This is a genomic window from Kiritimatiellaceae bacterium (assembly GCA_013141415.1).
Lineage (GTDB): Bacteria > Verrucomicrobiota > Kiritimatiellia > Kiritimatiellales > Tichowtungiaceae > Tichowtungia.
Genome location: JABFQY010000002.1, coordinates 24,092 through 46,885 on the forward strand (window position 1 = coordinate 24,092; position 22,794 = coordinate 46,885).

General features: G+C 56.6%; 20 protein-coding genes and 2 tRNA genes. 6 read left to right on the forward strand and 16 right to left on the reverse strand.

Features of this window, described 5'->3' with window-relative positions; all coding sequences use genetic code 11:
- The first annotated feature begins 157 nt into the window (after window positions 1–157).
- The 3 genes from HOO88_02950 (at window position 158) to HOO88_02960 (ending at window position 2,442) form a co-directional block, all read left to right on the forward strand.
- On the forward strand, window positions 158–418 hold the full coding sequence (locus tag HOO88_02950) for a GIY-YIG nuclease family protein (protein ID NOU35719.1): 261 nt from the start codon (window positions 158–160) through the stop codon (window positions 416–418).
- Window positions 419–423: 5 nt separating this feature from the next.
- A tRNA-Leu gene (locus HOO88_02955) sits at window positions 424–510 on the forward strand.
- 147 nt (window positions 511–657) lie between these two features.
- Window positions 658–2,442 carry a hypothetical protein gene (locus HOO88_02960; GenBank protein NOU35720.1) on the forward strand — a complete coding sequence of 595 codons (1,785 nt, stop codon included), beginning with the start codon at window positions 658–660 and terminating at the stop codon, window positions 2,440–2,442.
- A 77-nt stretch (window positions 2,443–2,519) separates the two neighbouring features.
- Here HOO88_02960 and HOO88_02965 read toward each other — a convergent pair whose 3' ends face one another.
- From HOO88_02965 to HOO88_02975, 3 genes are all read right to left on the reverse strand, one after another.
- On the reverse strand, window positions 2,520–2,975 hold the full coding sequence (locus HOO88_02965) for a membrane lipoprotein lipid attachment site-containing protein (protein NOU35721.1): 456 nt from the start codon (window positions 2,973–2,975) through the stop codon (window positions 2,520–2,522).
- Between the two features lie 338 nt (window positions 2,976–3,313).
- Window positions 3,314–4,225 carry a nucleotidyltransferase gene (locus HOO88_02970; GenBank protein NOU35722.1) on the reverse strand — a complete coding sequence of 304 codons (912 nt, stop codon included), beginning with the start codon at window positions 4,223–4,225 and terminating at the stop codon, window positions 3,314–3,316.
- On the reverse strand, window positions 4,225–5,664 hold the full coding sequence (locus HOO88_02975; protein NOU35723.1) for a UbiA family prenyltransferase: 1,440 nt from the start codon (window positions 5,662–5,664) through the stop codon (window positions 4,225–4,227). The genes HOO88_02970 and HOO88_02975 overlap by 1 nt, the downstream gene beginning before the upstream one ends.
- Window positions 5,665–5,771: 107 nt before the next feature.
- Between HOO88_02975 and HOO88_02980 the strand changes: the two genes are divergently transcribed.
- From HOO88_02980 to HOO88_02990, 3 genes are all read left to right on the forward strand, one after another.
- Window positions 5,772–6,542 (forward strand): RNA methyltransferase, encoded by a 771-nt coding sequence (locus HOO88_02980; GenBank protein ID NOU35724.1) that lies wholly within the window; start codon window positions 5,772–5,774, stop codon window positions 6,540–6,542.
- Between the two features lie 63 nt (window positions 6,543–6,605).
- Window positions 6,606–9,266 (forward strand): magnesium-translocating P-type ATPase, encoded by a 2,661-nt coding sequence (gene mgtA / locus HOO88_02985; GenBank protein ID NOU35725.1) that lies wholly within the window; start codon window positions 6,606–6,608, stop codon window positions 9,264–9,266.
- 1 nt (window position 9,267) lies between these two features.
- The gene (locus HOO88_02990; GenBank protein NOU35726.1) at window positions 9,268–10,074 is read left to right on the forward strand and encodes a PTS transporter subunit EIIA; all 807 of its coding nucleotides are present in this window, start codon (window positions 9,268–9,270) and stop codon (window positions 10,072–10,074) included.
- A 14-nt stretch (window positions 10,075–10,088) separates the two neighbouring features.
- On the opposite strand, the gene HOO88_02995 is transcribed toward HOO88_02990, so the two are convergent.
- The 13 genes from HOO88_02995 to HOO88_03055 form a co-directional block, all read right to left on the reverse strand.
- On the reverse strand, window positions 10,089–10,574 hold the full coding sequence (locus HOO88_02995; GenBank protein NOU35727.1) for a DUF1566 domain-containing protein: 486 nt from the start codon (window positions 10,572–10,574) through the stop codon (window positions 10,089–10,091).
- An 18-nt stretch (window positions 10,575–10,592) separates the two neighbouring features.
- Window positions 10,593–10,669: transfer RNA gene (locus tag HOO88_03000), tRNA-Ile, on the reverse strand.
- Between the two features lie 99 nt (window positions 10,670–10,768).
- Complete coding sequence (locus HOO88_03005) at window positions 10,769–11,737, reverse strand: hypothetical protein (protein NOU35728.1); 969 nt, start codon at window positions 11,735–11,737, stop codon at window positions 10,769–10,771.
- Window positions 11,734–11,982, reverse strand: a complete 249-nt coding sequence (locus HOO88_03010; GenBank protein NOU35729.1) for a DUF3820 family protein — start codon at window positions 11,980–11,982, stop codon at window positions 11,734–11,736. The genes HOO88_03005 and HOO88_03010 overlap by 4 nt, the downstream gene beginning before the upstream one ends.
- Before the next feature lie 201 nt (window positions 11,983–12,183).
- The gene (locus HOO88_03015; GenBank protein NOU35730.1) at window positions 12,184–13,470 is read right to left on the reverse strand and encodes a DUF1566 domain-containing protein; all 1,287 of its coding nucleotides are present in this window, start codon (window positions 13,468–13,470) and stop codon (window positions 12,184–12,186) included.
- Window positions 13,471–13,924: 454 nt separating this feature from the next.
- Window positions 13,925–14,782: a DNA damage-inducible protein D gene (dinD, locus tag HOO88_03020; protein NOU35731.1), complete on the reverse strand. Its 858-nt coding sequence runs from the start codon at window positions 14,780–14,782 to the stop codon at window positions 13,925–13,927.
- A 110-nt stretch (window positions 14,783–14,892) separates the two neighbouring features.
- Window positions 14,893–18,018 (reverse strand): ABC transporter permease, encoded by a 3,126-nt coding sequence (locus HOO88_03025; GenBank protein ID NOU35732.1) that lies wholly within the window; start codon window positions 18,016–18,018, stop codon window positions 14,893–14,895.
- Window positions 18,015–18,665 carry an ABC transporter ATP-binding protein gene (locus HOO88_03030; GenBank protein ID NOU35733.1) on the reverse strand — a complete coding sequence of 217 codons (651 nt, stop codon included), beginning with the start codon at window positions 18,663–18,665 and terminating at the stop codon, window positions 18,015–18,017. The genes HOO88_03025 and HOO88_03030 overlap by 4 nt, the downstream gene beginning before the upstream one ends.
- Window positions 18,652–19,866: a PQQ-binding-like beta-propeller repeat protein gene (locus tag HOO88_03035; protein NOU35734.1), complete on the reverse strand. Its 1,215-nt coding sequence runs from the start codon at window positions 19,864–19,866 to the stop codon at window positions 18,652–18,654. Before HOO88_03035 ends, HOO88_03030 begins: the two co-directional genes overlap by 14 nt.
- Before the next feature lie 156 nt (window positions 19,867–20,022).
- Window positions 20,023–21,297 (reverse strand): glycosyltransferase family 4 protein, encoded by a 1,275-nt coding sequence (locus HOO88_03040; GenBank protein NOU35735.1) that lies wholly within the window; start codon window positions 21,295–21,297, stop codon window positions 20,023–20,025.
- A gap of 10 nt (window positions 21,298–21,307) precedes the next feature.
- On the reverse strand, window positions 21,308–22,255 hold the full coding sequence (locus tag HOO88_03045) for a HipA domain-containing protein (GenBank protein NOU35736.1): 948 nt from the start codon (window positions 22,253–22,255) through the stop codon (window positions 21,308–21,310).
- Complete coding sequence (locus tag HOO88_03050; protein ID NOU35737.1) at window positions 22,248–22,580, reverse strand: phosphatidylinositol kinase; 333 nt, start codon at window positions 22,578–22,580, stop codon at window positions 22,248–22,250. The genes HOO88_03045 and HOO88_03050 overlap by 8 nt, the downstream gene beginning before the upstream one ends.
- Entirely contained in the window at window positions 22,567–22,788 is a 222-nt protein-coding gene (locus HOO88_03055) for a helix-turn-helix transcriptional regulator (protein ID NOU35738.1), read from the reverse strand. Before HOO88_03055 ends, HOO88_03050 begins: the two co-directional genes overlap by 14 nt.
- Window positions 22,789–22,794 lie beyond the last annotated feature (6 nt).

Genomic DNA, 22,794 nt, shown 5'->3' on the forward strand with positions numbered 1-22,794 from the left:
TTGGTGGCGTTTGGCGCGCCGGATATCCATCATACCGGCCCATTTTACAAAAACGCCCGGGTGGCGAAATCGGTAGATGCAAGGGACTTTCCGCCTCCGGCGGATCTGCCGACTTGTCCGCCGAAGGAGGAAGGCAGAAAAATCTTCAATTGGAAGAATGAAAGAACTGGAACACAAACCAGCCGCTTACGCGCTTTGCGACGAAGATCAACGATGGATCTATAAGGGTTCAACCCGCGATCTGGCCGAACGGATTGCCGCCCATTTAGCTGGCAAGGTGCCGCGTACAAAAAGCAGGTTGCCTCTGAAATTGGTTTACTGCGAGTACTTCGACAATTATACAGATGCTCGCCGTCGCGAAATCTGGATGAAGAGCGGCCAGGGGCGCGAATGGTTAAAGCAGAAGATTGAACAATAGAATTTGCCCGGGTGGCGAAATCGGTAGACGCAAGGGACTTAAAATCCCTTAGTAGTAATACTGTGCGGGTTCGAGTCCCGCCCCGGGCACCAAAAGAGGAAGAAAAAAACCGAAAAGGACTTTCCGCCTCCGGCGGATCTGCCGTAGGCAGAAAAATCCCGCGACCGAAAGGTCGTGCGGGTTTCCGCCTGCGGCGGACAGGCAGAATCCCGCCCCGGGCACCATCTTAGAGAAAGATTATGGAACTCAACCAGTTGACCAAACATAAAGATGAACAAGCTCTCATTGCCGAACTGCTGAAAGATGGACAAGAACATCTTTTTACCGGCTGGGATGCCGCCGGAACCAACGATGAGAAGAAGGCCGAGTTCCTGAAAAGCCTCACTCGCATCAACAGCTCCTACCCCGGCGGACTGACCGGCTATATTTCCAACGCCCGGAAACTGCTCGCTGAAGCAAAAACCGGAGCCAATCCGTTTGAAGGCTTTGTCCCGCACCAGCCAGATAAGATTGATCTGACAAAATTTGATGCCGCCTACGACCGCTACGAAGCCCTCGGTAAAACCTACTTCAGCAAAACCGCTGTCGTGCTCGTTGCTGGCGGACTCGGCGAACGGCTTGGCTATTCCGGCATCAAGCTGGATATTCCGGTCGAGGTCACCGAAAACACCTCCTATCTCGCGCATTACGCCGCCAACCTGAAGGCGATGGAAGCGCGCATGGAAAAGCCGACACCGGTGCCGTTCATCATCATGACCTCCGACGACACCAACGCCAAAACAGTCGCCGCGCTCGAAGCCAACAATTGGTTCGGTCTGAAAAAAGAGCAGGTTCACATTCTAAAACAAGAGCTGGTTCCGGCCATCGCCGACAACGACGGACACCTTGCGCTGGCGGAGAAGTACAAACTCATCCTCAAACCGCACGGCCACGGCGACATTCACATGCTGCTCCACACCAGCGGGCTCGCCGCCAGACTGCACAAGCAGGGAATCGAATACTTCGTCTATGTTCAGGACACCAACGGACAGGTCTTTAACGCCATTCCCGCCGCCATCGGCGTTTCCGCCGAAAAGAATTTTGATTTCAATTCGATTGCCGTCAACCGCATCCCCGGCGAAGCGTGCGGCGGACTGACCAAACTGGTCGGCAACGGCAAAGAACTGACGATCAACGTGGAATACAACCAGCTTGATCCGCTGCTCCGCGCCACCGTCAGCCCCGCCGGTGACGTACCGGACGAGCAGGGTTTTTCCATGTTCCCCGGCAACATCAACATTCTGGTTATTAAGGCTTCTTCCTATGTGCAGATCCTTGAACGCACACAGGGCATCATCGCCGAATTCGTGAACCCGAAATATGCCGACTCCACGCGCACCTCATTTAAGAGTCCGACGAGACTCGAAACCATGATGCAGGATCTGGCGAAACTGTTCGGCCCGGATGAAAAAGTCGGCGTTTCCGTTTTCGACCGCCGCTGGTCGTTCTCGGCCAATAAGAACAACATTAAAGACGCCGCCGCCAAACATGCGGCGGGCGGACCGCCGGAATCCGGCGCAACAGCCGAATCCGACTTCTACCTCGCAGGCCGGATGAAACTATCCGCCGCCGGCATGAACGTTGAAACGGCAAAAGAAAAACTCATCCTCGGCATACCGTTTACGTCCGGCCCGCGCGTCCTGCTTCGTCCGTCATTCGCCATGACGCTCGATGAAGTCCGTGAAAAAATCAAAGGCGGGAAAATCTCCGGCGACGCCACGCTGGTACTCGACGGCAAAAACATCACGCTCGAAAACGTCGAGATCACGGCAGGTTCAGCGCTGGTGATCAAAGCGTGCGACGGCGCGAAAGTAACCGTCAAAAATCTGAAGGTTGAAAACGGCGGCTTCGAACTCGTCCCGCTCACCGCCGACGAACAAAACAGTTCCGCCACACCGGAATACCTCCGCCTGCGCGGCTACCGCATCGTCAACCGCGCCGTAAAAGTTTGTGAATTCAATCAGCCGGGTGAATACAGGCTTTAAGCATCTCTGCCTCCGAATATCCGCCGCAGGCGGAGCCTGCGAATAGAGTGAACGCGCTGGTTGGACATTATTATTTCCTATAGAAGTGATGGCTTGTAGTTTCGTTTCCACCACACATTACCTTCTTCGCTCATAAATTCCATACCAAGCATCCATATCCACGTCTTGGCCCCGGGCGCAAGATCCATGTATATGTAACACGGCTTCATCATTGATTTTGAGATTGCTATACCTCCCGGCACTTGCTGTGAGTCTGTATTTTCACCTTGTTTTACTGTGTAGACAGGAGGGGTCGGTGCTTCAAAGTAGAAGTGAGAGTTGTCGGTTGCCACATGTTTATAAACACCTGCAGGAAGGTAGATATATCTCCCAGACTTGTGTGGGCGGACAATTTCTTGGTGAAGCGTTATGGTTTTGTCTGAAGTCTCTGGAGTTACCGTTTTGTTTTCCCACATTATGGGGCTAGGAGGAGGGAGTAGGCCACACCCAGACAGGAGTATTGTGGCGAAAAGAATCAGTATTATTTTTTTCATATTTATTTTACTCCAACAGTTTATTAGGCAGGCCAACGTGAACCCCGAATGCGGGGATGTTTTAGCAGGGAAGCGTGAAGAGAGCAACCGGCTTTACCAATCTGTAGGGCGGGGGCCGAGACCCCGCCGAATTTCCGCGATCATGGATCGCGGCTACAAGTTTTTCCAAACCTTGGAAAAGCATCTGGTGGAGCGGGCGCTCCGCGCACGCTTGCTTGTCCGCCGCAGGAGGAAACGCGCCCGGCCCTTCGATGAACTCAGGGCAGGCCGGCGCGTTCCACCTTTGTAGCCGAGGTCCTCGACCTCGGTTCCGCGATCATGGATCGCGGCTACAATTCTCAGCAACTCTGCGAGGATTTCTTTTCCCAGAGATTTGCCGGATAGACGCCAGCGTTGACGAGAGCGCGGATGCCGGCCATGACTTGCGGTTTGTCGTCGGCGTAGGTGACGCCCATCCATTTTTCATTGGTCGGCAGAACATCAACTTGCGCGTCGCCGCGCTGGATCATGCCGTCGACCACTTCGAGCAGGTAAAATTCACTCTTCGGTTCCGATCCTTTGGCCGCGAGGAATTCCTGAAAGCCGCGTTCCAGAAAATCGAACAGTTTCGGCGTAAAGCCCCAGGTGTTCATGGAAACCATGTCGTCGTCGGCCATTTCTCCGCCGTCGTAGCGGATCACGCCGTCGGCTTTGCGCTCGATGTTATAGCGTTCGACGATGTGTTGAAGTTTCCCGCCTTTGACATCGCAGTAGCCGCGCGCCACGCCGCCGTGCTCTGAAAGAGTATTCTTGATATAGAACCCGGCCATGCAGAAATCAGTTCCATTCACGTCGGCGGCTTTCAACCGATCGGCCACCACGCGAAGCGACTCGCGGCCGTAAAAGTCATCCGCGTTAATCACAGCAAACGGCTCGTGAACGACCGGCTTCGCCATAAGAACGGCCTGTCCGGTTCCCCAAGGTTTCGTGCGTCCGGCGGGAACAGAAAATCCGGCGGGCAACTTATCCGAAGTCTGAAAAACGTATTCGACCTGAATCCGGCCATCCAGTTTATGGCCGATTACTTCTTTGAAGGCTGCTTCGATGTCGGGCCGGATGATGAAGACGACTTTGCCGAAGCCCGCCTGAATGGCGTCGTACACGGAATAGTCGAGGACGATTTCGCCGGACGGGCCGACCGGATCAATTTGTTTGAGTCCGCCGTAGCGGCTGCCGATTCCGGCGGCCATGATGACAAGAGTCGGCTTCATTACATACTCCCAAGAATTAAAACTGCGGCGCTGAGCGCGCCAATCAGCCACGTTTGCGGATCGCGGGCGGCAAAGTCGAGCGGGTCGTCTGAAAGTTCGCCGCGGCTGGCGAGCAGCCAGACCCGGGCAATCCAGTAAAGCAGCAGCGGGCAGAGCAGCCAGAGCGCGGCAGGGTGTTTGTAAAACTGCACAACCTTGTCGCTGTTGATGTAGAGGGCGAACACCAGCACGGAAACACAGCCGCTGCCCGCGCCGAAACCGGCCAGCAGCGGCAGATCGTTTTTGCAGTAGCCGCGTCCGCGGGCGCGCACCGCCTCGGAATTCCCCTGCGACAGTTCGCGCAGTTCGGCGTAGCGTTTAACCAGCGCCAGACTGAAGAAGAGGAAAATGGAAAAGGCGATCAGCCATGTCGAAGTTTCCACGCCGTACGCCGCCGTACCGGCGAGAATGCGGATGGAGTAAAGTCCGGCAAGTGTCATTACATCGAGCAGAGCGAGCTGTTTCAGACGCCACGAATAAAGCGTGGTGATGACCAGATAGATCAACAGTACGCCGGTAAAAGCAACCGGCAGCATCCGTGCAGTTGCGAGCGCGGCCAGCACAAGAACCGGTGCGGCGATGGCGGCGGCCAGCAAGCTCAAGTTCCCCGCCGCAAACGGCCGGTTTTTTTTGCGCGGATGATGCTGGTCGGCGTGCAGATCAAAAAGGTCGTTAAAAATATAAATGGCGGATGCGGCGAAGCTGAAGGCGAAAAATGCCAGCGTCGCTTTCAGATACAACGCCGGCGTCGTCAGTTCATGCGCCAGCAGCATCGGCAGAAAAACCAGAATGTTTTTCGTCCACTGGTGAACCCGCAGTGCTTTCAGCCAGACTTTCAGCCGCGCCGGACGGTCTTCAAAAATCTGCGCCGAACGGTTTTTCAACGCACGGCGAACCTTCGCGCAGGGATTGACCGCAATGATTCCGGCGGCGGACTCCCAAACCGGCAGGTCATCGGTGGCATTACCGGCATAATCAAAACCCTTTTCGCCGAAACGGGCAATCAGCGCATCGCGTTTGCGCTCCGCTTTCAGGTTGATGATTCCGTCGCTGGCCATGACATCGGTAAAAAATCCGAGATGCGAGGCGACCGCGCGGGCGGGAATCTCATCGGAGGCGGTTGCTAGAATCAGCTTCCGGCCCTTTCCGTGTTCGCTCTTCAAAAAGGCGAGCAGTCCAGAGTGAAACGGAAGCGCGGCAGGGTCCAACTGGACTTCCTGAGCAACCGACCGCTTGAAAGCCGCCAGCCCGGCGGAAACCCGGCGCAGTGTGGCAAAAAACGTTACGGGCCGGGTGCGGATGAGCAATAGCAGTGCTTGTGCAAAAGTGTCGGTCTTCACCAAAGTTCCGTCGAGATCGACGCAAAGCGGTCGCGACGAGGATATGGAGGCTTCATTCATTGCGCGGGAGTATTCAGAAGATTGACGGTGAGTTCAACCCAGTTTTACGCCGGTCTTCTTTTGCATTGCCGGTTCACTTACCAATCTGTTCAAATCAAAGTCAGATTATGAATCCACTCGAAAACATCCGCGTTGTGCTGGTCGATCCAAAATATGCCGGGAATATCGGCTCGATCTGCCGCGTCATGATGAACATGGGCGTCACCGATCTGGCCGTCGTCGCGCCGGGCGAACACCTCGATTGGGCGGAGGCGCGCAAACTGGCTTTCCGCGCCGAAGAGATGCTCGACCGGATTAAAATTTTCAAAACTCTGGAAGAAGCCGTTGCCGACTGCACCGTCGTGGCCGGAACCAGCGCCCGTACCGGCCTCTACCGCGACCACGCCTATCTGCCGCGCGAAATCGCCCCCATCGTGCTCGACTCCGCCGCGCACCATAAAGCCGCGCTGGTTTTCGGCCGCGAAGACAAAGGGCTTTTCAACGAAGAAATCGCCGTCTGCACCCACATCATCAACATTCCGTCGAGCGAACTCTACCGCTCGCTCAATCTCTCGCACGCTGTCATGGTCTGCTGTTACGAACTGTTCCTGCTGGCCAGCAACCCATCGTATGTTCCGCCGGAAGAAGGTTCGCCGGAGGCCGACGGCGCGATGCGCGAACGACTTTATGCCGCGTGGAGCGCCATGATGCTCGAAACCGGTTTCTGCGAAATCGAAAAACTCGACCACATGATGCTCGGACTGCGCCGCATCTTCAGCCGCGGCAAACTCACCGATAACGACGTAAAGATTCTGCTCGGCCTCGCCAAGCAATCGCGCTGGGTCGCTCAGCAGCTTGAACCATTACGAAATTCACGGATTCATCCGCCCGCGCCTTGACCTCGGCATAGACGACAAACTACGATTCGCGGCCTAAGGTCTTTTGGATTTCAGGAGTGTACCGTGCTTAAATCTCTCTTCGCAAAAATATCCCCGGCACTGGTGGTCAAAGAGGCTACCGCAAAACACGCGATGTCGGAACATGAACAGCGGCTCGCCGACCTGTGCGCCCGGCCGGTGGATGCTGTTTTGCGTACGCTGAATTCCCGGATGGAAGGACTTTCTGAGGGAGAAGTTGAAGCCCGGATGGAAGAGTACGGGCGCAACGAACCGGCCCACGCGGCGATCGATGGATTCTGGCGCGACATTCTGCGCCGCTGCCGCAGTCCGCTGGTCATTCAACTGCTGGCAATCGGCGGAATTTCGGCGGCGATGGGTCAAATGGTTTCGGCCACCATCGTCGGCGGCATGATTGTACTGAGCGTCGGCCTCGCCTATGTTCAGGAGCGGAAGTCCGGAAAGGCCGTCGAAAAACTTCGCGCACTGGTGCAGGCGCAGGTGGCCGTGATCCGCAAAGGGAAAGAAGTTGAAATTCCGATGGCGGAAGTGGTGCCGGGCGATATCGTCGTTCTGGACGCCGGTGCCATTATCCCCGCCGACCTGCGGCTTCTGTCAGCAAAAGACCTTTTCGTCAGCCAGTCGGCGCTGACCGGCGAATCGATGCCGGTAGAAAAAAATGCCGCACCGGCAGCGGCAGATGATCAAGGGCTGCTTGCATCCGCCGCCGCGTGTTTCCAAGGAAGCACGGTGATGAGCGGCACAGGCCGCGGCGTAGTGGTTAATACCGGCGCCCGCACCTATTTTGGTTCGATTTCCGAGCGACTCGCGCAACGCCAGACCGACACCAGTTTCGACCGCGGCATACGCGGATTCACCATGCTGATGATCCGCTTCATGGTCGTGATGGTCGGCGTAGTGTTTTTCGTGGTCGGACTTTCGCGCGGCAATTGGGGCGAGGCACTGCTGTTCGGTCTGTCCGTGGCGGTAGGTCTGACGCCCGAAATGCTGCCGATGATTGTGACGGTGAATCTGGCCAAGGGCGCACTGGCGATGTCACACAAGAAGGTCATCGTTAAACAGCTTTCGGCCATTCAAAACCTCGGCGCGATTGATGTGCTGTGTACAGACAAAACCGGCACGCTGACGCAGGATCGCGTCATGCTGGAGCGGCATGTGGATGTGACGGGCCGCGATAGCGACGACGTCCTGCGCTACGCCTACATGAACAGCTACTACCAGACCGGCCTGAGGAATCTTCTCGACCGCGCCGTGCTGTCGCACAGCGAGTTGGACGTGGAGCACAGCTGCCGCAAGGTGGACGAACTGCCGTTTGATTTCCAGCGCCGCCGTATGTCGGTGGTGATCGAGCACGAAGGCGATCACGTTCTGATCTGCAAAGGCGCGGTGCATGAGATTTACGCCTGCTGCGACCGCTATCAGGTCGAAGATGAAATTTTTCCGCTGATTGACATGATCCGTGACGACCTTTTTGACGAAGTCGCGGACTTAAACCGCGACGGCTTCCGCGTGCTGGCCGTCGCCTACCGGGAATATCCGCGGGAAAAACCGGTTTTCGGCGTAGCCGATGAAACCGGGCTGATCCTGCTCGGTTATATCGCTTTCTTCGATCCGCCAAAGGAATCCACCGCACAGGCTATCGCTCAACTGCATGAAGCAGGCGTTGCGGTAAAAATTCTGACCGGCGACAATTCGCTGGTGACGCGCAAAGTCTGCACCGATGTGGGACTGGACGCGCAGCATATCCTCACAGGCGACGAACTGGCGAAGCTGTCTCAGGATGCGTTTGCCAAAGCGGTAGAAGAAATAAACGTCTTCACACGGCTGTCGCCGAACCAGAAGGAACAGATTATCCGCCAGTTACAGGCGGCGGGCCACGTCGTGGGCTATCTGGGCGACGGCATCAACGACGCCCCGGCGCTCAAGACGGCGGACGTGGGAATTTCGGTGGACTCGGCGGTGGATGTCGCCAAAGAAGCGGCTGATATCGTTCTGCTGGAAAAGAGTCTGCTCGTGCTGGAAGACGGTATCCGGCAGGGGCGGCGCGTTTTTGCCAATATCATCAAGTATGTCCGCATGGGTGCCAGCTCCAACTTCGGCAACATGTTCAGCGTTGTCGGCGCGAGCTACTTCCTGCCTTTTCTGCCCATGCAGCCGGTGCAGATTCTACTCAACAACCTGCTCTACGATTTTTCGCAGATAGGAATTCCGACCGACAGCGTGGATGCCGAGCTTGTAGCAAAACCGCGCAAATGGAATGTCCGCAACATCGGTCGCTTTATGACATTCATCGGCCCGATCAGCTCGATCTTCGACTACGCTACGTTCGGGCTGATGCTGTTCTTCTTCCATTGCAGCGACTTTACGAAGGTCGGCATTTCCGCGGCGGATAAAGCCGGGTTCGAACGTCTGTTCCAGACCGGCTGGTTCGTCGAGTCGCTGTTAACACAGACACTCATCGTTCATATCATCCGCACCAAACGCGTTCCGTTTTTCGGCAGTCGGGCTTCCCTGCCCATGACGCTGACCACGCTGGCCATCATGGTGATCGGCGCGTGGCTGCCCTACTCGCCGTTCGCCGAATCGCTGGGCTTCGTGCCGCTACCGCCGATCTACTGGGTGTGGATCAGTTGCTTCCTGCTCATCTATAGTGTACTGACACACACGGTCAAGGTATGGTTCCATAAACGCTACGGAGACGATTGACATGAACAGCCTGCTGGAAGCACTGCAAGAAGGTCGAATGGTCGAGCTGCCGGATGGAAATAAAGATCAGGCGCTGACCATTCTCGCGAACCTGATCGAGGCCATTCCGTCGGTTCCGGCCGGCACAGACATGACCGGCGCCGTAATGACCCGCGAAGGCTCCGGCAGCACCGCGCTGGGAAAAGCCTGGGCCTGCCCTCACGCACGGCTCGGAAATGAAGGCGATCTGGTGTGCGCCGTCGGCTGGAGTCCGTCGGGAATCGAATACGGCGCGCCGGACGGGCGTCCGGTACGCATCGTGGCCATGTATCTCGTGCCGCTTAACCAGAAGAATGCTTTTCTCCGCGAGGTTTCCGGTGTCGCCAAAGTTCTGCAGGCTCAGCCCGACGATACGATGTGGGCCAACATACGCGACCTGACTCAAGCCAGAAACGCCTTGCTGGACATGATTACCGCCGGCGGCGAATCAGCCGTTCCGGAAGCGCGGGCCCGCATGATCCGGCTGGAGACCCGGCGGGCGGCCGTCGAAATGCCGGCCGTTGCAGTGGCCGGCCTGACCGTTCAGGCAGTCACCATCATCGCCGGATCGGCACTCAAACCGGTGGTTCTTTCCCAGCATCAGGATTTAACCGCCCGGCTGGAAGCGGTCGCCGACTTAACGGGCCTGCTGGCACGGAACGGTTTTCTGGATGTCGGCGGCTGGCGCATACTCAGCCGCGGAACAACGCCCTATGCGGCGGATCGCGTCATGCTCGACTGTCTGGCCGTAAAAGGCGCGCCGGAACGTCCGGCGACACCACAGGTCTAAAAACGGCCGGGGTTCTATTGCCCGCCGCGCACCGGCCACACGTGGAAGGCGTAGGTCTTCTCGCTGTCGTACACGCCGCCATTACCCATACTCACGCCCCACGCATCTGTGCTGTACGGACGGAACGTCCCCGCCCAGTAGTAGTAATAGTCTATCACGCCGGTGAAGTGTGCTTTTGAGTGAAATTGCGCCGCCAACTCGCTCTTGCTTGGCAGTCGCCAGTCGGAATATCCGGCATAGATTAAACTGCCGCAGTAGCTCACCGCGCTATCCCAGTCTTTTTTGCCGCCCAGACTCGCGTTATGAAGCCACATCAGTCCGGTCTCCCGGTCGCTCATGGTGATGTCGCCGTTGGCGTACGTATTCTTTGTCCAGCGGACATCGATCACCTCATTGGAAACTGCCGACGGATCACCCGGAACCTGAGCAGATGCATCCAGCGCAACAGCGCCAGCGGCGAACCCGGCAAACAGCATCACCAGCAGACCTTTGAGTTTCATAACGCCCTCCAGAAAAGTTGGTGGGCCCGCTCGGACTTGAACCGAGGACCAAGAGATTATGAGTCTCCTGCTCTGACCAACTGAGCTACGGGCCCGAAGAGTGCTGAAAGATAGTTTGCTCCCCGTTTCGACGCAAGCACTTCTCCGCCTGTTCAGCAGACCAGCTCCGGCAATAGATTCCCTTCCCGGACGTTTTACGGGAATGTCGCGCGAATGAACTCAATGTCTTCCCTGCTGAGAGACCGTCCCGTTCCGGCCAGATTGCAACTGACCTGCCGCTCATTGCGGAAGCCGGGAATAACGCATCCGACATTCGGGAAGCTTAGAACATAGTTGAGAGCAACCGCGGCCAGGTCTTCCGTTGACGAGCCGAAGCGCGCTTTGATTTTTTCGAGCTTCGGTTTCACGGCGCGCAGATATTCCGTCGTAAAGCGCCTGTCACCTTGGCGATGATCGCCTTCTTCAAATTTCGGCGGATTTTCCGGATCAAACTTGTCGAGCAGCACGCCCTGACAGAGCGGGCTGAAAGCGACGAAGGACATTCTGTATTTTTCGAGCAGGCTGGCGACCGGCGAGCCGGGCGTGACGAACTGAACGTCCAGCGCGTGCGCCCAGCTTTGGAGCACCATCGGTTTAACAACCGGAACCGCACGCTCGAAGTCGGCAGCAGAATACGCCGACTGTCCTTTGATGCGCACTTTGCCTTCTTTGACCAGCGCGTCCATGGTCGCGGCGGCCTCGTCCAGATGTGCGCCAAAATTTCCGTGATGGAAATAATAAATGTCGATGTACTCGCGTTGAAGATTGATCAGCGACTGTTCGCATTGGTGACGGATGTGCGCCGGTTCGTAAGCATGCTCTGCTGTACCGGAGAAATGGCCGACTTTAGTGGCAATGATGAAGTCCTCACTTTTAAGTCCCAACTTCTTGAGTACGCGCGCCAGCATCCGCTCGGCTCTGCCATCGCCATAGACGTCGGCATTATCGAAATGATTAACGCCCGCATCGGCCGCCTTCTTTACAGCGTCAACCACTTCGTCCTCATTCACATTCGCCCAGCCATTCGGTTTGCCGTCTTTCCAATTCAAACCGCCAATCGTCCAGCAGCCGAGACTGATTTCAGAAACTTCAATGTCACTGGTTCCCAGTTTGCGATACTTCATGATTGCTTCCTTTCGGGATTCTGTGCGCCAGAATAAAAAAGATATTCCAGCCCGTTGGCTTTGATGGTGTACACGGTTTCGAGCATCTGCCCCAGTTCGCCTTTCGGGAAGCCCTTCTGCTTAAACCAGACGACATACGGTTCGGGCAGATCAACCAGCCGCCGTCCGGCATATTTTCCGAACGGCATAACCGCCTTCGCCAGCTTGATAAAGGCCTCGCGATCGGGCTGAAGCTCCTGACTCATACGCCGGAGTCTCTTTCATCGCGCAACAGGCGGCAAATAAAAAATCAGCCGAAGGCGGCAGAGATGCGCGCACTTAGGGGTTAGGAGTGGCATGCGAGTACCACGTTGCACAATCTCTACCGATCCGGCTGTGAAAGAATAACGTCTGAGGAATTCTTTTATTGTGCAGTAAAATTCATATCTTCATGACGTGGGTTTTTACTAAAGCGTGTTTCTCACAAGGCGAACGCGATTGTAGATGCGGATGACGTCGCCCTGCGGCCCGCGACCTTGCGGAAATTGCGCCGGATCGCCGACCTTCGGATCGCTGCGTTGGGCGCCGGCACCGTGGACGTCGAGAAGTTTGACATCCGGCGACGGCGGCAGCTTCATCCAGCCGGTGGCTTTGCCGAATGTAACGTAAACGGCGGCGACGCCGCGCCGGTCGACAGGGCCGTCAAGGTGTGAGGTGCCAGTCCAGTACCATGCTTCCGGATCGCTCATTTTGAAGAACTTTTGATCAATAGCGGGAACGGCTGAATAATCCACAATGCTTTGCAGTTCTTTTGCGTTCGGCAGCCGCCAGTCGTTGTGTCCGAGATAATTTCCGGCGTTCATTTTTTGAACCCACGCCAGCGCCTCCTGCCAGTTCAGTCCTTTGCCGCTGTCGCTCTGCTGCCACATCAGACCGGTGGCGCGGTCGATGACCGTGCCGTCGGCATTATCTTTGAAGTCATTTTTCCCGTAGTCCTGGTTGCCGCGTACATAGCGCATGAACAGTTTGTTTTCGCCGCGCGGACTGGATTTCGGATAGCCCTTGATGCGGCCGTCGGCGAAGTTTACGCCGAAGACAGTGGGGTTGCCGTTCATCGTTGTGCCGATGTATTCCGTCGCTGACCAGTCCTGACAGTCGATGATGCGCACGCCTTTGGATTCGTCGCCGTAAACAAAGTCGAAATATTTTGTGTCGATATACGGCGTTGAACTCGCCACCGTTCCGGCGCACCCGCCGTTGAAGTTGATCAGCGAATAAAGTTCCTTGATCGTCGGCATCCGCCAGTCGTCATAACCGCCGACGCGACACGTCTTCGCGCCCGCGACAGCGAAGTCCCAGTTCGTCTTTTCGCCGCGCACTTTCACCCACATCAGTCCGGTGTTGAGATCGCTGACGGTGCCGTCGCCGTTGTCTTTGTAGCTGGGCGGGTTCACGCTGTGTTGCGCATCCTGACCGTAGAACGGCTGACCCGGTTGCGGTGCCGCGATCTCGCTGCGGTCATCATAGCACTTCGTCTGTCCTGTACCGACGACGACATAAGTCGGTTCAGCAGCAAACACCGAACCGGCGATGAGAGTAACAGTGGATGCAATCAAAGCTAACAGAACGGTTTCTCGCCCGCTTCCCTTCAGTCGCTCAAGGCGCGAAGGCGCAGATAATTTCAAAATGATGCTTGGCGTCTTAGCGGCCTGCGGTGAGCTTGTCGAACTCGCTTTGCGAGAGCAGATATTCATGCGAGCCTCCTTGTTAACGGTGGAAGAATAACACGCAGGCCGCCGGATAAACCACGAAAACTCTATTACGGTTCAGTAATCTGCCGCCGACAGATTGGAATTCAGTATTGGATTGAGCGTCCGGCAAACGACGGCTAAAGAACTCGGAAAAGCTACCGGCCTAGAAATGCCTTCCGTCGCAATGCGGAAAGAAGATCTTGTTCAACAAAAGCACCTACGTCCCGATGGTCAGTTACCTCTACTCTGAGCTCAGGTTAATGTTCTGTGTGGGAATGTTCACACAGAAGACCGTCTCGCTTGCACCGCTGTCTTTCAGTTCCAGCGTACCGCCGTGAGCGCGGGCGATTTCGCAGGCCAGAAATTATTTCAAGGTGGAACGCGAACTCCGTGCGCGTTTTAAGCGTGCTCGACCATTCGGCTAAGCTCAGGGCAGGCGGGCCCGCTCCACCAAAAATCATTCATCTTCTCCCATCGGAAAAGCCGATGGGTTTTTGAGCGACTTCTTTCCTTCGGAAGCGATGCGGCGTTGGACTTTTTTGACATCCTCGGCGGCGGGCAGGTGTTCGGGACGAATGCCGCGTTCAAGCAGCGTGTCGCGTACGGCTTTATTGTTGGTGACATGTTCATCCGAAATGGCCGCTTCACTGGTCATGCCGTGCTGCCGGGCGTTGAAGATGGTGATTTCGGCGGCAAAGTCCTTGGCTTTAAGAATGATGGTCGGAGCAAAGTCGGCCAGCGGACGGTTGTCCGGTACTTTCCACTGCGCTTTCATGGCGCGGGTGCTTTTGCTGAACAACGCCTGATCACCTTTACTGCGGATCAGGGCAAAGTCCTCATTCCCGCCGGTTTGTTCATAGATAACCTCCGACAGCTCTTTTTCGGTGACGCTGAGTTTTTTCCGCGCTGAAACCCGTTCGGCTTCCAGAAGGCGCTGTTCAATGATTTCCGCACGACGGGTCTGGATGGCAAAGTAAGTCTGAGCAAAAGCGATCTCCTGTTTGCGCGGATCACCGTTCTGGGCGATCAGGTAGCAGGCGTAGCGGGTAAGCATGATGTCCTCAATCTCCCGCTGACTGCCAGAACCAAGAACAACCATTTTGTTGACGCCAACAAAATGGTCTGCAACAGGATGTCCGGAGTGTTCACAGGCGGTTTTTGCTCTGGAAACGGCAGCGCTATTGAAGTTCCGCCATTCTGTGTAGCCGAGCAGGGCTTGAAGGTCTCGGGCGAGCCAGTACTCCACACCGCCTTCGGTTTGCTGGGCGTGCGCCTCAAAGGTTGATGTCAGGCTTTGGATAAGTTCCGTTTTCATATCTCCAGTCTCCGTGCTGTATGGTGAATTTTTTCCAAACAGTTTAGTGAGCGAACCGCAAACCGTCAATTTAAAGGCTGGAAAGAAGATTAAAGTTTAAAAATCGCGAGCTATTCGTTGCGCAGGCCGCGCAATGCATCGCCGCGCAGCGAAACGCGGATCGCGGCGCTCATACAAACCGCGCCGCAGATAACAACGACGGCCAGCAGATCGAACAGAAATCCGACGGAAGTTTGCGACTTCGAAATGATCAGCGCCGGAGTCATCGCCACAACCGACGCGATACCGCCGACACCGAGTCCCGCCGCGAAAAGCAGTCCGTGTTCGATGAAAAGTAGTTTCCGCAAGTCGCCGTTTCGGTAGCCGACCGCACGGAGCAGCGCGATTTCGGCGCGACGATCCTGCACATTGCGCAGAACCACCACGCCCATGCCCATACTGCCGACGGCCAGCCCCAGCGCGCCCAGCAGCAGAAACATCGCAAGGTATGTCGATTCGACCGCGTAAAATTCCATCAGCCGTTTTGTCGAAGGGACAACGTCCATTCCGTCCCGCGCATACTTCTTCATCGCCGCGGCATCAGCAGCCTGATCATCGAACAGAAACATGCGGTAGCCTTCTTCGCCGGGAAACTTTTCAACAAACCGCTGTTCGGAAATCAGAAGCGTTCCCTGGAAAACCGACAGGCGCATCGGCAGGCGTCCGACCAGTCTGACCTTGAAATTATTTCCGGCTTCGTCGCGATAGTCGAGCAATGCGCCCTGCTCCACGCCAGTCTTCGCTTCCAGTCCCCACATCGCCGTGTCCGAGTCGCCGACCAGCGCCGGAACCACACCGTCCGGCAGTTCGAGTTTCAGTAACTGCCAAACATCTTCGCCGTTTAAAAATGCTTTGCGCTTCGACATCACATCTGGATCGACGCCCAGCAGGCGCGGCGAGCGGGCGCGATTCAGATTGAGACAGCTGGCGTCGTCGCCGTCGCGGACGCGTAGCCGGACTCCGCCCGGATTATCAGTGACCGGCAGCGTGGATTCACCGAACCACTGAAACCCGCCGGTGCCGGACCACGGTTTATCGGCGTGCGCCGTTATATCTTCCTTCATCGACGAAACCGCGAAGACCAGAAAACATCCGCAGGCCAGCAGACCGATCACCGTCAGACTGCGTCCGCGCCGCCGTGTGACATTGCGCAATGCCATGCCGGTGAGACCGGACAGGCTTCCATTCCGTCCTGTCCGGCGTAGCACGATGCCGCAAAACAGAACTCCCGAAACCAGTAGCAAAGCGCCCGCGCCGAAAAACGGCATCGTGACACTCTGCACTTCGCCGAACAGTGCACAGGCAACCGTTCCGGCCGCGCCCAACCCGCACATAACAGCAACAAATCCTCCGGCGCGCCGCGGCGTTGACGGAGGCGGCTGCGAAAAATCGGCCGTCAGCAATTCGCGAGCGGAATGCTTTGTCTGCCGCCGCATCGCGATGCCGATGGAGAGGATCGCGCAAACGAAACTCGCCGCCGCGCCGGTCAGCACCGTACCGGGCCGGGCAAAATATTGAATCGCCGAGTTGGCTACAGCGCCCTGCCAGCAGGTAGCCAGTCCAAGAATCAGCAGTTTTGTATAGACGGTTCCGAGTCCTGAGCCAATCAGCGAACCCGCCAGCGCAATCGCGCCGCCTTCTAAAAAGAAAAGGCGGCGGACGGCGGACGGCATCCAGCCGGTCGCAAGCAGAATTCCCATTTCTTCCGCGCGCTGCTGAATACCAAAAACAAAAAGCAGACCGGTCAGCATCAGCGCGGCGGCGATCAGGAAAAAGCTCATACCGACAAACAGCTGGCCGAAATCCATCGCGTTATTGACCGATGCCAGCGCCTGTTCGCGCGCCGGCTGAAAAACAAATCCGGCCGCCGCCGGAACAAATCGAGCGCGGAACTCTTCCGCCACCGCGCCGCCCTGCGGCCAGCGCACCGACGTTAAATTGCCGAAGCGGTTCGCCCACATCGCCTGCCCGGCTTTCAGCGAGACAATGGCTTTCGGCGTCTGCCGGTATTCGTCCCAATACGCCTTGTTCGCTTCATTATCCAGTTGCGCTTTCTCCATCGGGATTCCGACATCCCAATCCGCGCAACGCTCGACATCCGTCAGACCGGGAAACTCCGGCGCCAGTTCGCGCTCAACAGCCAGTTCATTCATTTCCGCAATCCGGCGGACGGTGAATGTGCGTTCGCGTTCAACAAACCGTCCAGACGGCTGCACCTCAAAATAGTTCATCGCCACCGGGTCGCCCGGCTTCGCGCTGAGTTCATCCGCCAGCCAGCGGCTCAGGATGATTTCATCGTCGCGCAGTTCGTCACCGTCCTTAGCGATGACAAACGAATACGGCGTCGACTTCTGCTCTTTTGAAATCGAATTCACCAGATAGGTCAGCGTTCCTTCTGCGCCTGAAATCGAAAGCGCCGCGCGAACCGCCTCCGGTTCCAGATAAACCTGATCGGACTCCAGCTGTATCAGCGCGCCATGCTGGCGGAACCGGAAACCGAAATCGTCAAGTGTCCAGTTCTGTTTAAGCGCTGCGGCCGCATCGGCGGCGGTCAGCAGCAGATTGGCTTTACCTTGAAGCTCTGTTCGATTTTCCAGTTCCTGTAAATTCACGAAGGCGTTGTACGGCGCCACCTGATTGGCCGACAGACTGAAGCGGCCCAGCTCGTCGTCACTGAGAATGCGCCTGACGGTAAACCGCGCGCGCACGGTCTGGTTGTCTTTTTGTGAAGCCAGCGGCGCATCACCCGGCAACAGTCCCGGCTTTTCGATCCGCAGCGAAATCTCGTCGCCGACCCGAACGCCGAGTGCCGCCGCCAGTTTTTCGTTCAATGCCGTCTCGTTCTCCGAGAGCTGAATATCTGTTCCGGCAAAATTCCAGAAATTGGAATCGGTGCCGACAACCTGCACGCGATTGATCTGCTTACTATCCGTGATCGCGATACCGCGCAATTGAAGCACCGCCGCACCGTCTGGAATTTTTTCAGCCAGACTGCGCGAAAAAAAACGGTGCGGCGTGTACATCGCCTGCCGGATTCCGCCCAGCCGCTGCAGCGCAAACTTGTTCAGCGACCCCTTCACCGAATCGCCCACCAGCAGTGAGCCGGTCAGCACCGCCGCCGCCAGAACGGTTCCCAGCAGTACGCCAAGATGCGCCCGCCAGTAGAATCGTAAACTGTTCAGCAACAGCTTGGTCATTTCAGCTTTCCGCTCTCAAGCGTCAGCACCCGATCCATCTTTTCTGCCAGACGTGTCGAATGCGTCACCATAATCAGCGCCAGATTTTCTTCGCGGTTGAGTTCCAGTAAAAGCTGTACCAGCTGTTCAGCTCCTTCGCGGCTGAGCGAGCCGGTCGGCTCGTCGGCCAGCAGTAATTGCGGACGGTTCATCAGCGCCCTCACCACCGCCACACGCTGACGCTCGCCGCCGGACAGTTGTCCCGGACGGTGATTCAGCCGTCCGGAAAGACCGACCCGCTCCAGCAATTGCAGAGCACGCGCTTTGGCGGCGGCGGAGTCTTTGTTCACCAGCGTTGGCACCAGCACATTTTCCAGAATCGAACATTGCGGAAGCAGATGGTGCAGTTGAAAAACAAAACCGATCTGCCGGTTGCGGAACTCCGCCGTTTCTTTTTCATTCAGCGCCAGCAGATTTTTTCCGGCGAACTCCAGCGTGCCCGCATCGGGGCGCTCCAGGGTTCCGATGATATTCAGTAGTGTGCTCTTGCCGCATCCAGACGGCCCGGTAATCGCCACGCTTTCGCCAGCCATCAACGAGAGATCAACGCCGGACAGCACCGGGGTTTTCTCGTCATACCGTTTTGAAATGTTTTTAAGGCTCAGCATTATTTATCTCCCCGTAAGCACCCACCGTTCCGTCATCCGCGCCGACCACCAGCAGTCCGCCGATCAGCGCAGGCGAACTGATTCCGTCGCTGACTTCCTGCGACCACAGCTTCCGGCCGTCGGCCAGATTCAGCAAATACAAAACGCCATCCGACGAAACCGCGACTTTGTCCTTCGCCACGACCGGCGAGGTCGGCAGGCCACTGGCATTAAAGCTCCACAGCAGACGGCCATCAGCACGAGTTACCGCATAAACAAAACCGTTGTCGGAAGAGTAAATCACTTTATCGCCCGTCACCGCTGGGGTGGAAAACGTCTGCTCCTTCGACTCCGCACTGCTCCAGATGATTTTGCCAGTCTCCATGTCAGCGCAAATCAGACTTCCGTCGCGCGTTCCGGCAAAAATCAGGTTTCCATCCACCGCTGCGCCGCCAGCCACCTGCGAGTCGTCGCCGACCTCAATGTCACGCAAATGACTTCCGTCCGCCGCCGAATAGACATGTAGCGCGGACATGCAGCTGCCAAAAACAATCCGTCCGCTTCCAACTCCCGGCGAACCGTCGCTCCGCTCCATGCCATCCGTTTTCCACAGTAGCTTTCCGCTGGCAAGATCCAGACCATGCAGCACACCGGCTGACTGATCGATGACTACGACCTGGTTTGTATTAATCCAGTTTGGCGAACCGACAATCACGCCGCCAGTATCATAGCGCCATTTTTCCACGCCGGTTTTTACATCCAGCGCGATCAGCATGCCGGATGCCGTTCCGGCGAGTACGGTGCCTTCAGCACAGATCAGCGGCGCATCGAACCGAACCGGCATCGTCGCGCCGGTTTCGTTCGTGCGTGTAAAATTTTTCTTCCAGACTTCGGAACCTTTCAAATCGATAGCGGTCACCAGTCCTTTTTTTGCCGTGAAGAAAATCCGCTCGCCGTCCGACACCGGTGTGTTATTAACCGCGCCGCCTGCGTTGTACCGCCACAGCCGTTGCGGCGTTTCCGGCAAAGCCGCTTCCGAGACGCCGCGCAAATCCGCTCCGCCGTGGTAGGTTCCCCACTCCGCAAAAACCGGCGTGGCGGAACAGGCCAACAAAACAACCACGATGGATGACCGCAAAGACGCTAAGACACGAAGGCCACAGAATCTTTGCGCCTTGGCGTCTTTGCGGTCAGTTTCTGGATTTTTTTTGTTCGCGCTCATCACTCCCCTTATTCCACGCCCGTCAGTCCGTTTTTCAAGCCGGATCTACGGGCTTCGCCCTAAGTTCCGGCTTTACTGCAGTACTGCCGGAACTCAGCCGTACCCGGCGTGGATCCGGCAAGTCAAATCCCCGGTTCCCGTCGATGCGGTCAAAATTCATTTTACCAGTCCTTTGTAAACCGAAACCATCTTCTGCGCCATCGTCTCGACGCTGAAGTTTTTCATTACCGCCGTGCGGCCTTGTTGTCCGAGCCGCCGAAGTTCTTCCGGATTCGTCAACAGTTCACGCAGCGCAGACACCAGATCGTGATAAATGACTCCACCGCCGGTCGCTTCGATCAGTTCGGGAAACGCCCCGGCATCCGGCTGAACCACCGGCACGCCCGCCGCCAGTGCTTCGATAATAAAAGTACCGAACGCCTCGCCCTGCTCCACAGGCACACACATCACCGACAGCGATTTTAAAAACGCCTGCCGGTTTTCGCGGCTGAAGTCCTCAATAAACTCCGCATCGTCCGCGAGTCCGCACGCCGCCAGTTTTTTCTGAAGACCGGCAACAAACGTTTTATTTGTACCGACCGCACCGCCTGTCGCGCGCAACTTCAGGTTTTTCAATTCCGGAACTTTCTTCAGCTCAATAAACGCATCCACCAAACGGTCAAACCCCTGCGCCGGACTCATGCGCGAAAGATAACCCAGCACCGGCGGATTCAAATCAAGCGCCGCCGGTTCGTAGCCGTTTAAATCAATGCCGATATGCACCACGTCGATTTTGTCCCGCGCAATTTTGAGCCGCGCACTCATCCGGTCGGCAAACCAGCGGCTCACAGAAATAAACCGGTCAACGTCTTTGCAGCGGGCCGCGATGGCCTGCCAGCAGGACTGATTGAACGGCGGATTAATTTTATCCAGCCATTCGTCCTCGTCCTGCAACATGCAGACCACTGGGACATTCAGCGCGGCTTTAATTTCTCCCGCCAATCCGATCAGTAATGCGTTCGAGAGCTGCACCACATCCGGCTTTTCGTTTTCCGCCAGCCATTGCACCAGCCGCACGACTTCTTTACGCTGATTTCCGTCCGAACCTTCCAGCATCGAAAGAGTCATCTTGCCCAGTCCTGCCGCTGAAGTCGTCCCTTCCATTTGCGCCGCACGCCGCAACATCCATTTTGAATCAAGCCACTGATCAAGCCAGCGCGGCGTTTTGCGGAACAGAGGAATCTGCTGCTGAAGCCAGACATTGATGCCGCCGAAGAAAACCGGCGTATGATCCTGCACCGGACTGCCGTCAACGAACATCGGCAGATACATCGGTACCATCACCACATCGACACCCTGCCGCCGCAACGCCTGTACCAGCGCCGCGTCGCGCATACAGTTCTGGCAGTAAAACGTACCGCCGGAACCGGGAACTATGTGTACGACTTTCATTTTGCAACCTTCATCCGAACAAACGGGCGGATCGCTCCGCAATCAAGGCCCGGTACCGAACTTTCATTTCGCCGGAGCAGAAACTTCTCTCAATCAGAGCGAGTCCGGAATCCATGGCCGTGCTGATTCTTCGAAGACTGTTTTGAATCTGCCGTTCGGTCAACTGCAGCGCGGTACCGAATTTCAGAAAATCTTCCGGTTTCAATTTTCGTTTTTTTCCGTTCAGCGTCAGCGCCGTTTCTTCCGGATCTTCCGGCAGCAGCAGAACGGACGGAAGCAGGTCGTAGGCCGGGGCCAGCCGGATTTCACGGCCCGGCGCATAGAGCAGTGAAAAGTTTTTCAGATGCATATCGGCATTGCCGGTCAGGAAGCAAAAGACGGTCAAATCAAACAGCCGCAGGGCTTCAAACAACGGATTGGAACAATAGCGCAGAACGGCCCGGCCGGCCTGCTCCATGGAGCTGCGGTATTTCTGCTCCGTCAACCGGTCGGTCAGCTGACACAGGTCTTCCATGTGCAGTTTGTTTCCATCGGGGCGATCCATGCGGCGGGTAATAAAGGCCCGTTGTCCGTCCTCCAGCGGAACCAGTCCGCATTCGGCGGTCTCGATCCCGAATTGCCGCGCCATGAGCATCGTCAAATGCTCCAGTTCAGGCATTTCGGGGTAGCGTGCAACCGGCGGCTTGAGAATATATCCGCCCTCAAGCCCGACGAGAGTCAACCGTCCGCCTGAGGTCTTCCCCTGACGATCCAGATGCAGCGACAGTTTAGGCTGAACTCCCGGAACCGCGACATGCTGCCGGATCACTTGCTCCGCCAGCGAATTCAGCCCTTCCCAGGTGTACGGTAAAATCGGCTGCTCATTCGTACCGAACAGCTTTTTGCAGCATGCCGTATGGGACGCCGCGTCTCCTTCACGCAACGCATCCAGACAAATCGGGCAGTTTCTGTCACTCATGATCAGTGCTCTCCGCCGGAACAACGCTGACCGCGCCGATGCAGTCACGGCAGCAGGCCAGCAATAATCCCATCCGATCCCGCGGATCCAGTTTCCAGGTTTTTTCTGCGAGATCCAGCAGCCAGCCCTCCGGAATCAATCCATCGAAAAATGGAAACAGACGCTTGTCTTCATACGGCTCATTCTGAAGCGGGAGCGACAGACTGATCGCCATGGCGCCGGCAGAAGACACATACGCAGATGAATAGGAGAAACGATATCCCTGATCATGCTCTTCCAGAATCCCCGCCTGACGATTAAAGAGATAGATTTCAGCGCGCCTCATTTTTCAGCTCCAATTGAAAGGGAACGGGTTCCATCCGCCGGCCAAACAAAGCTAAAACCTGATTCACTTTATCGAGCCGCAGAGACTCCTTGCCCTGCTCCAGATCGCGGATAAAACGAAGCCCGACTCCCGCCCGGTCTGCGAGATCGTGCTGAGTCAGTCTCAACTCCCTGCGCTTCTCTTTAACGAATTGAACCAGCGGTTTCATATTAGC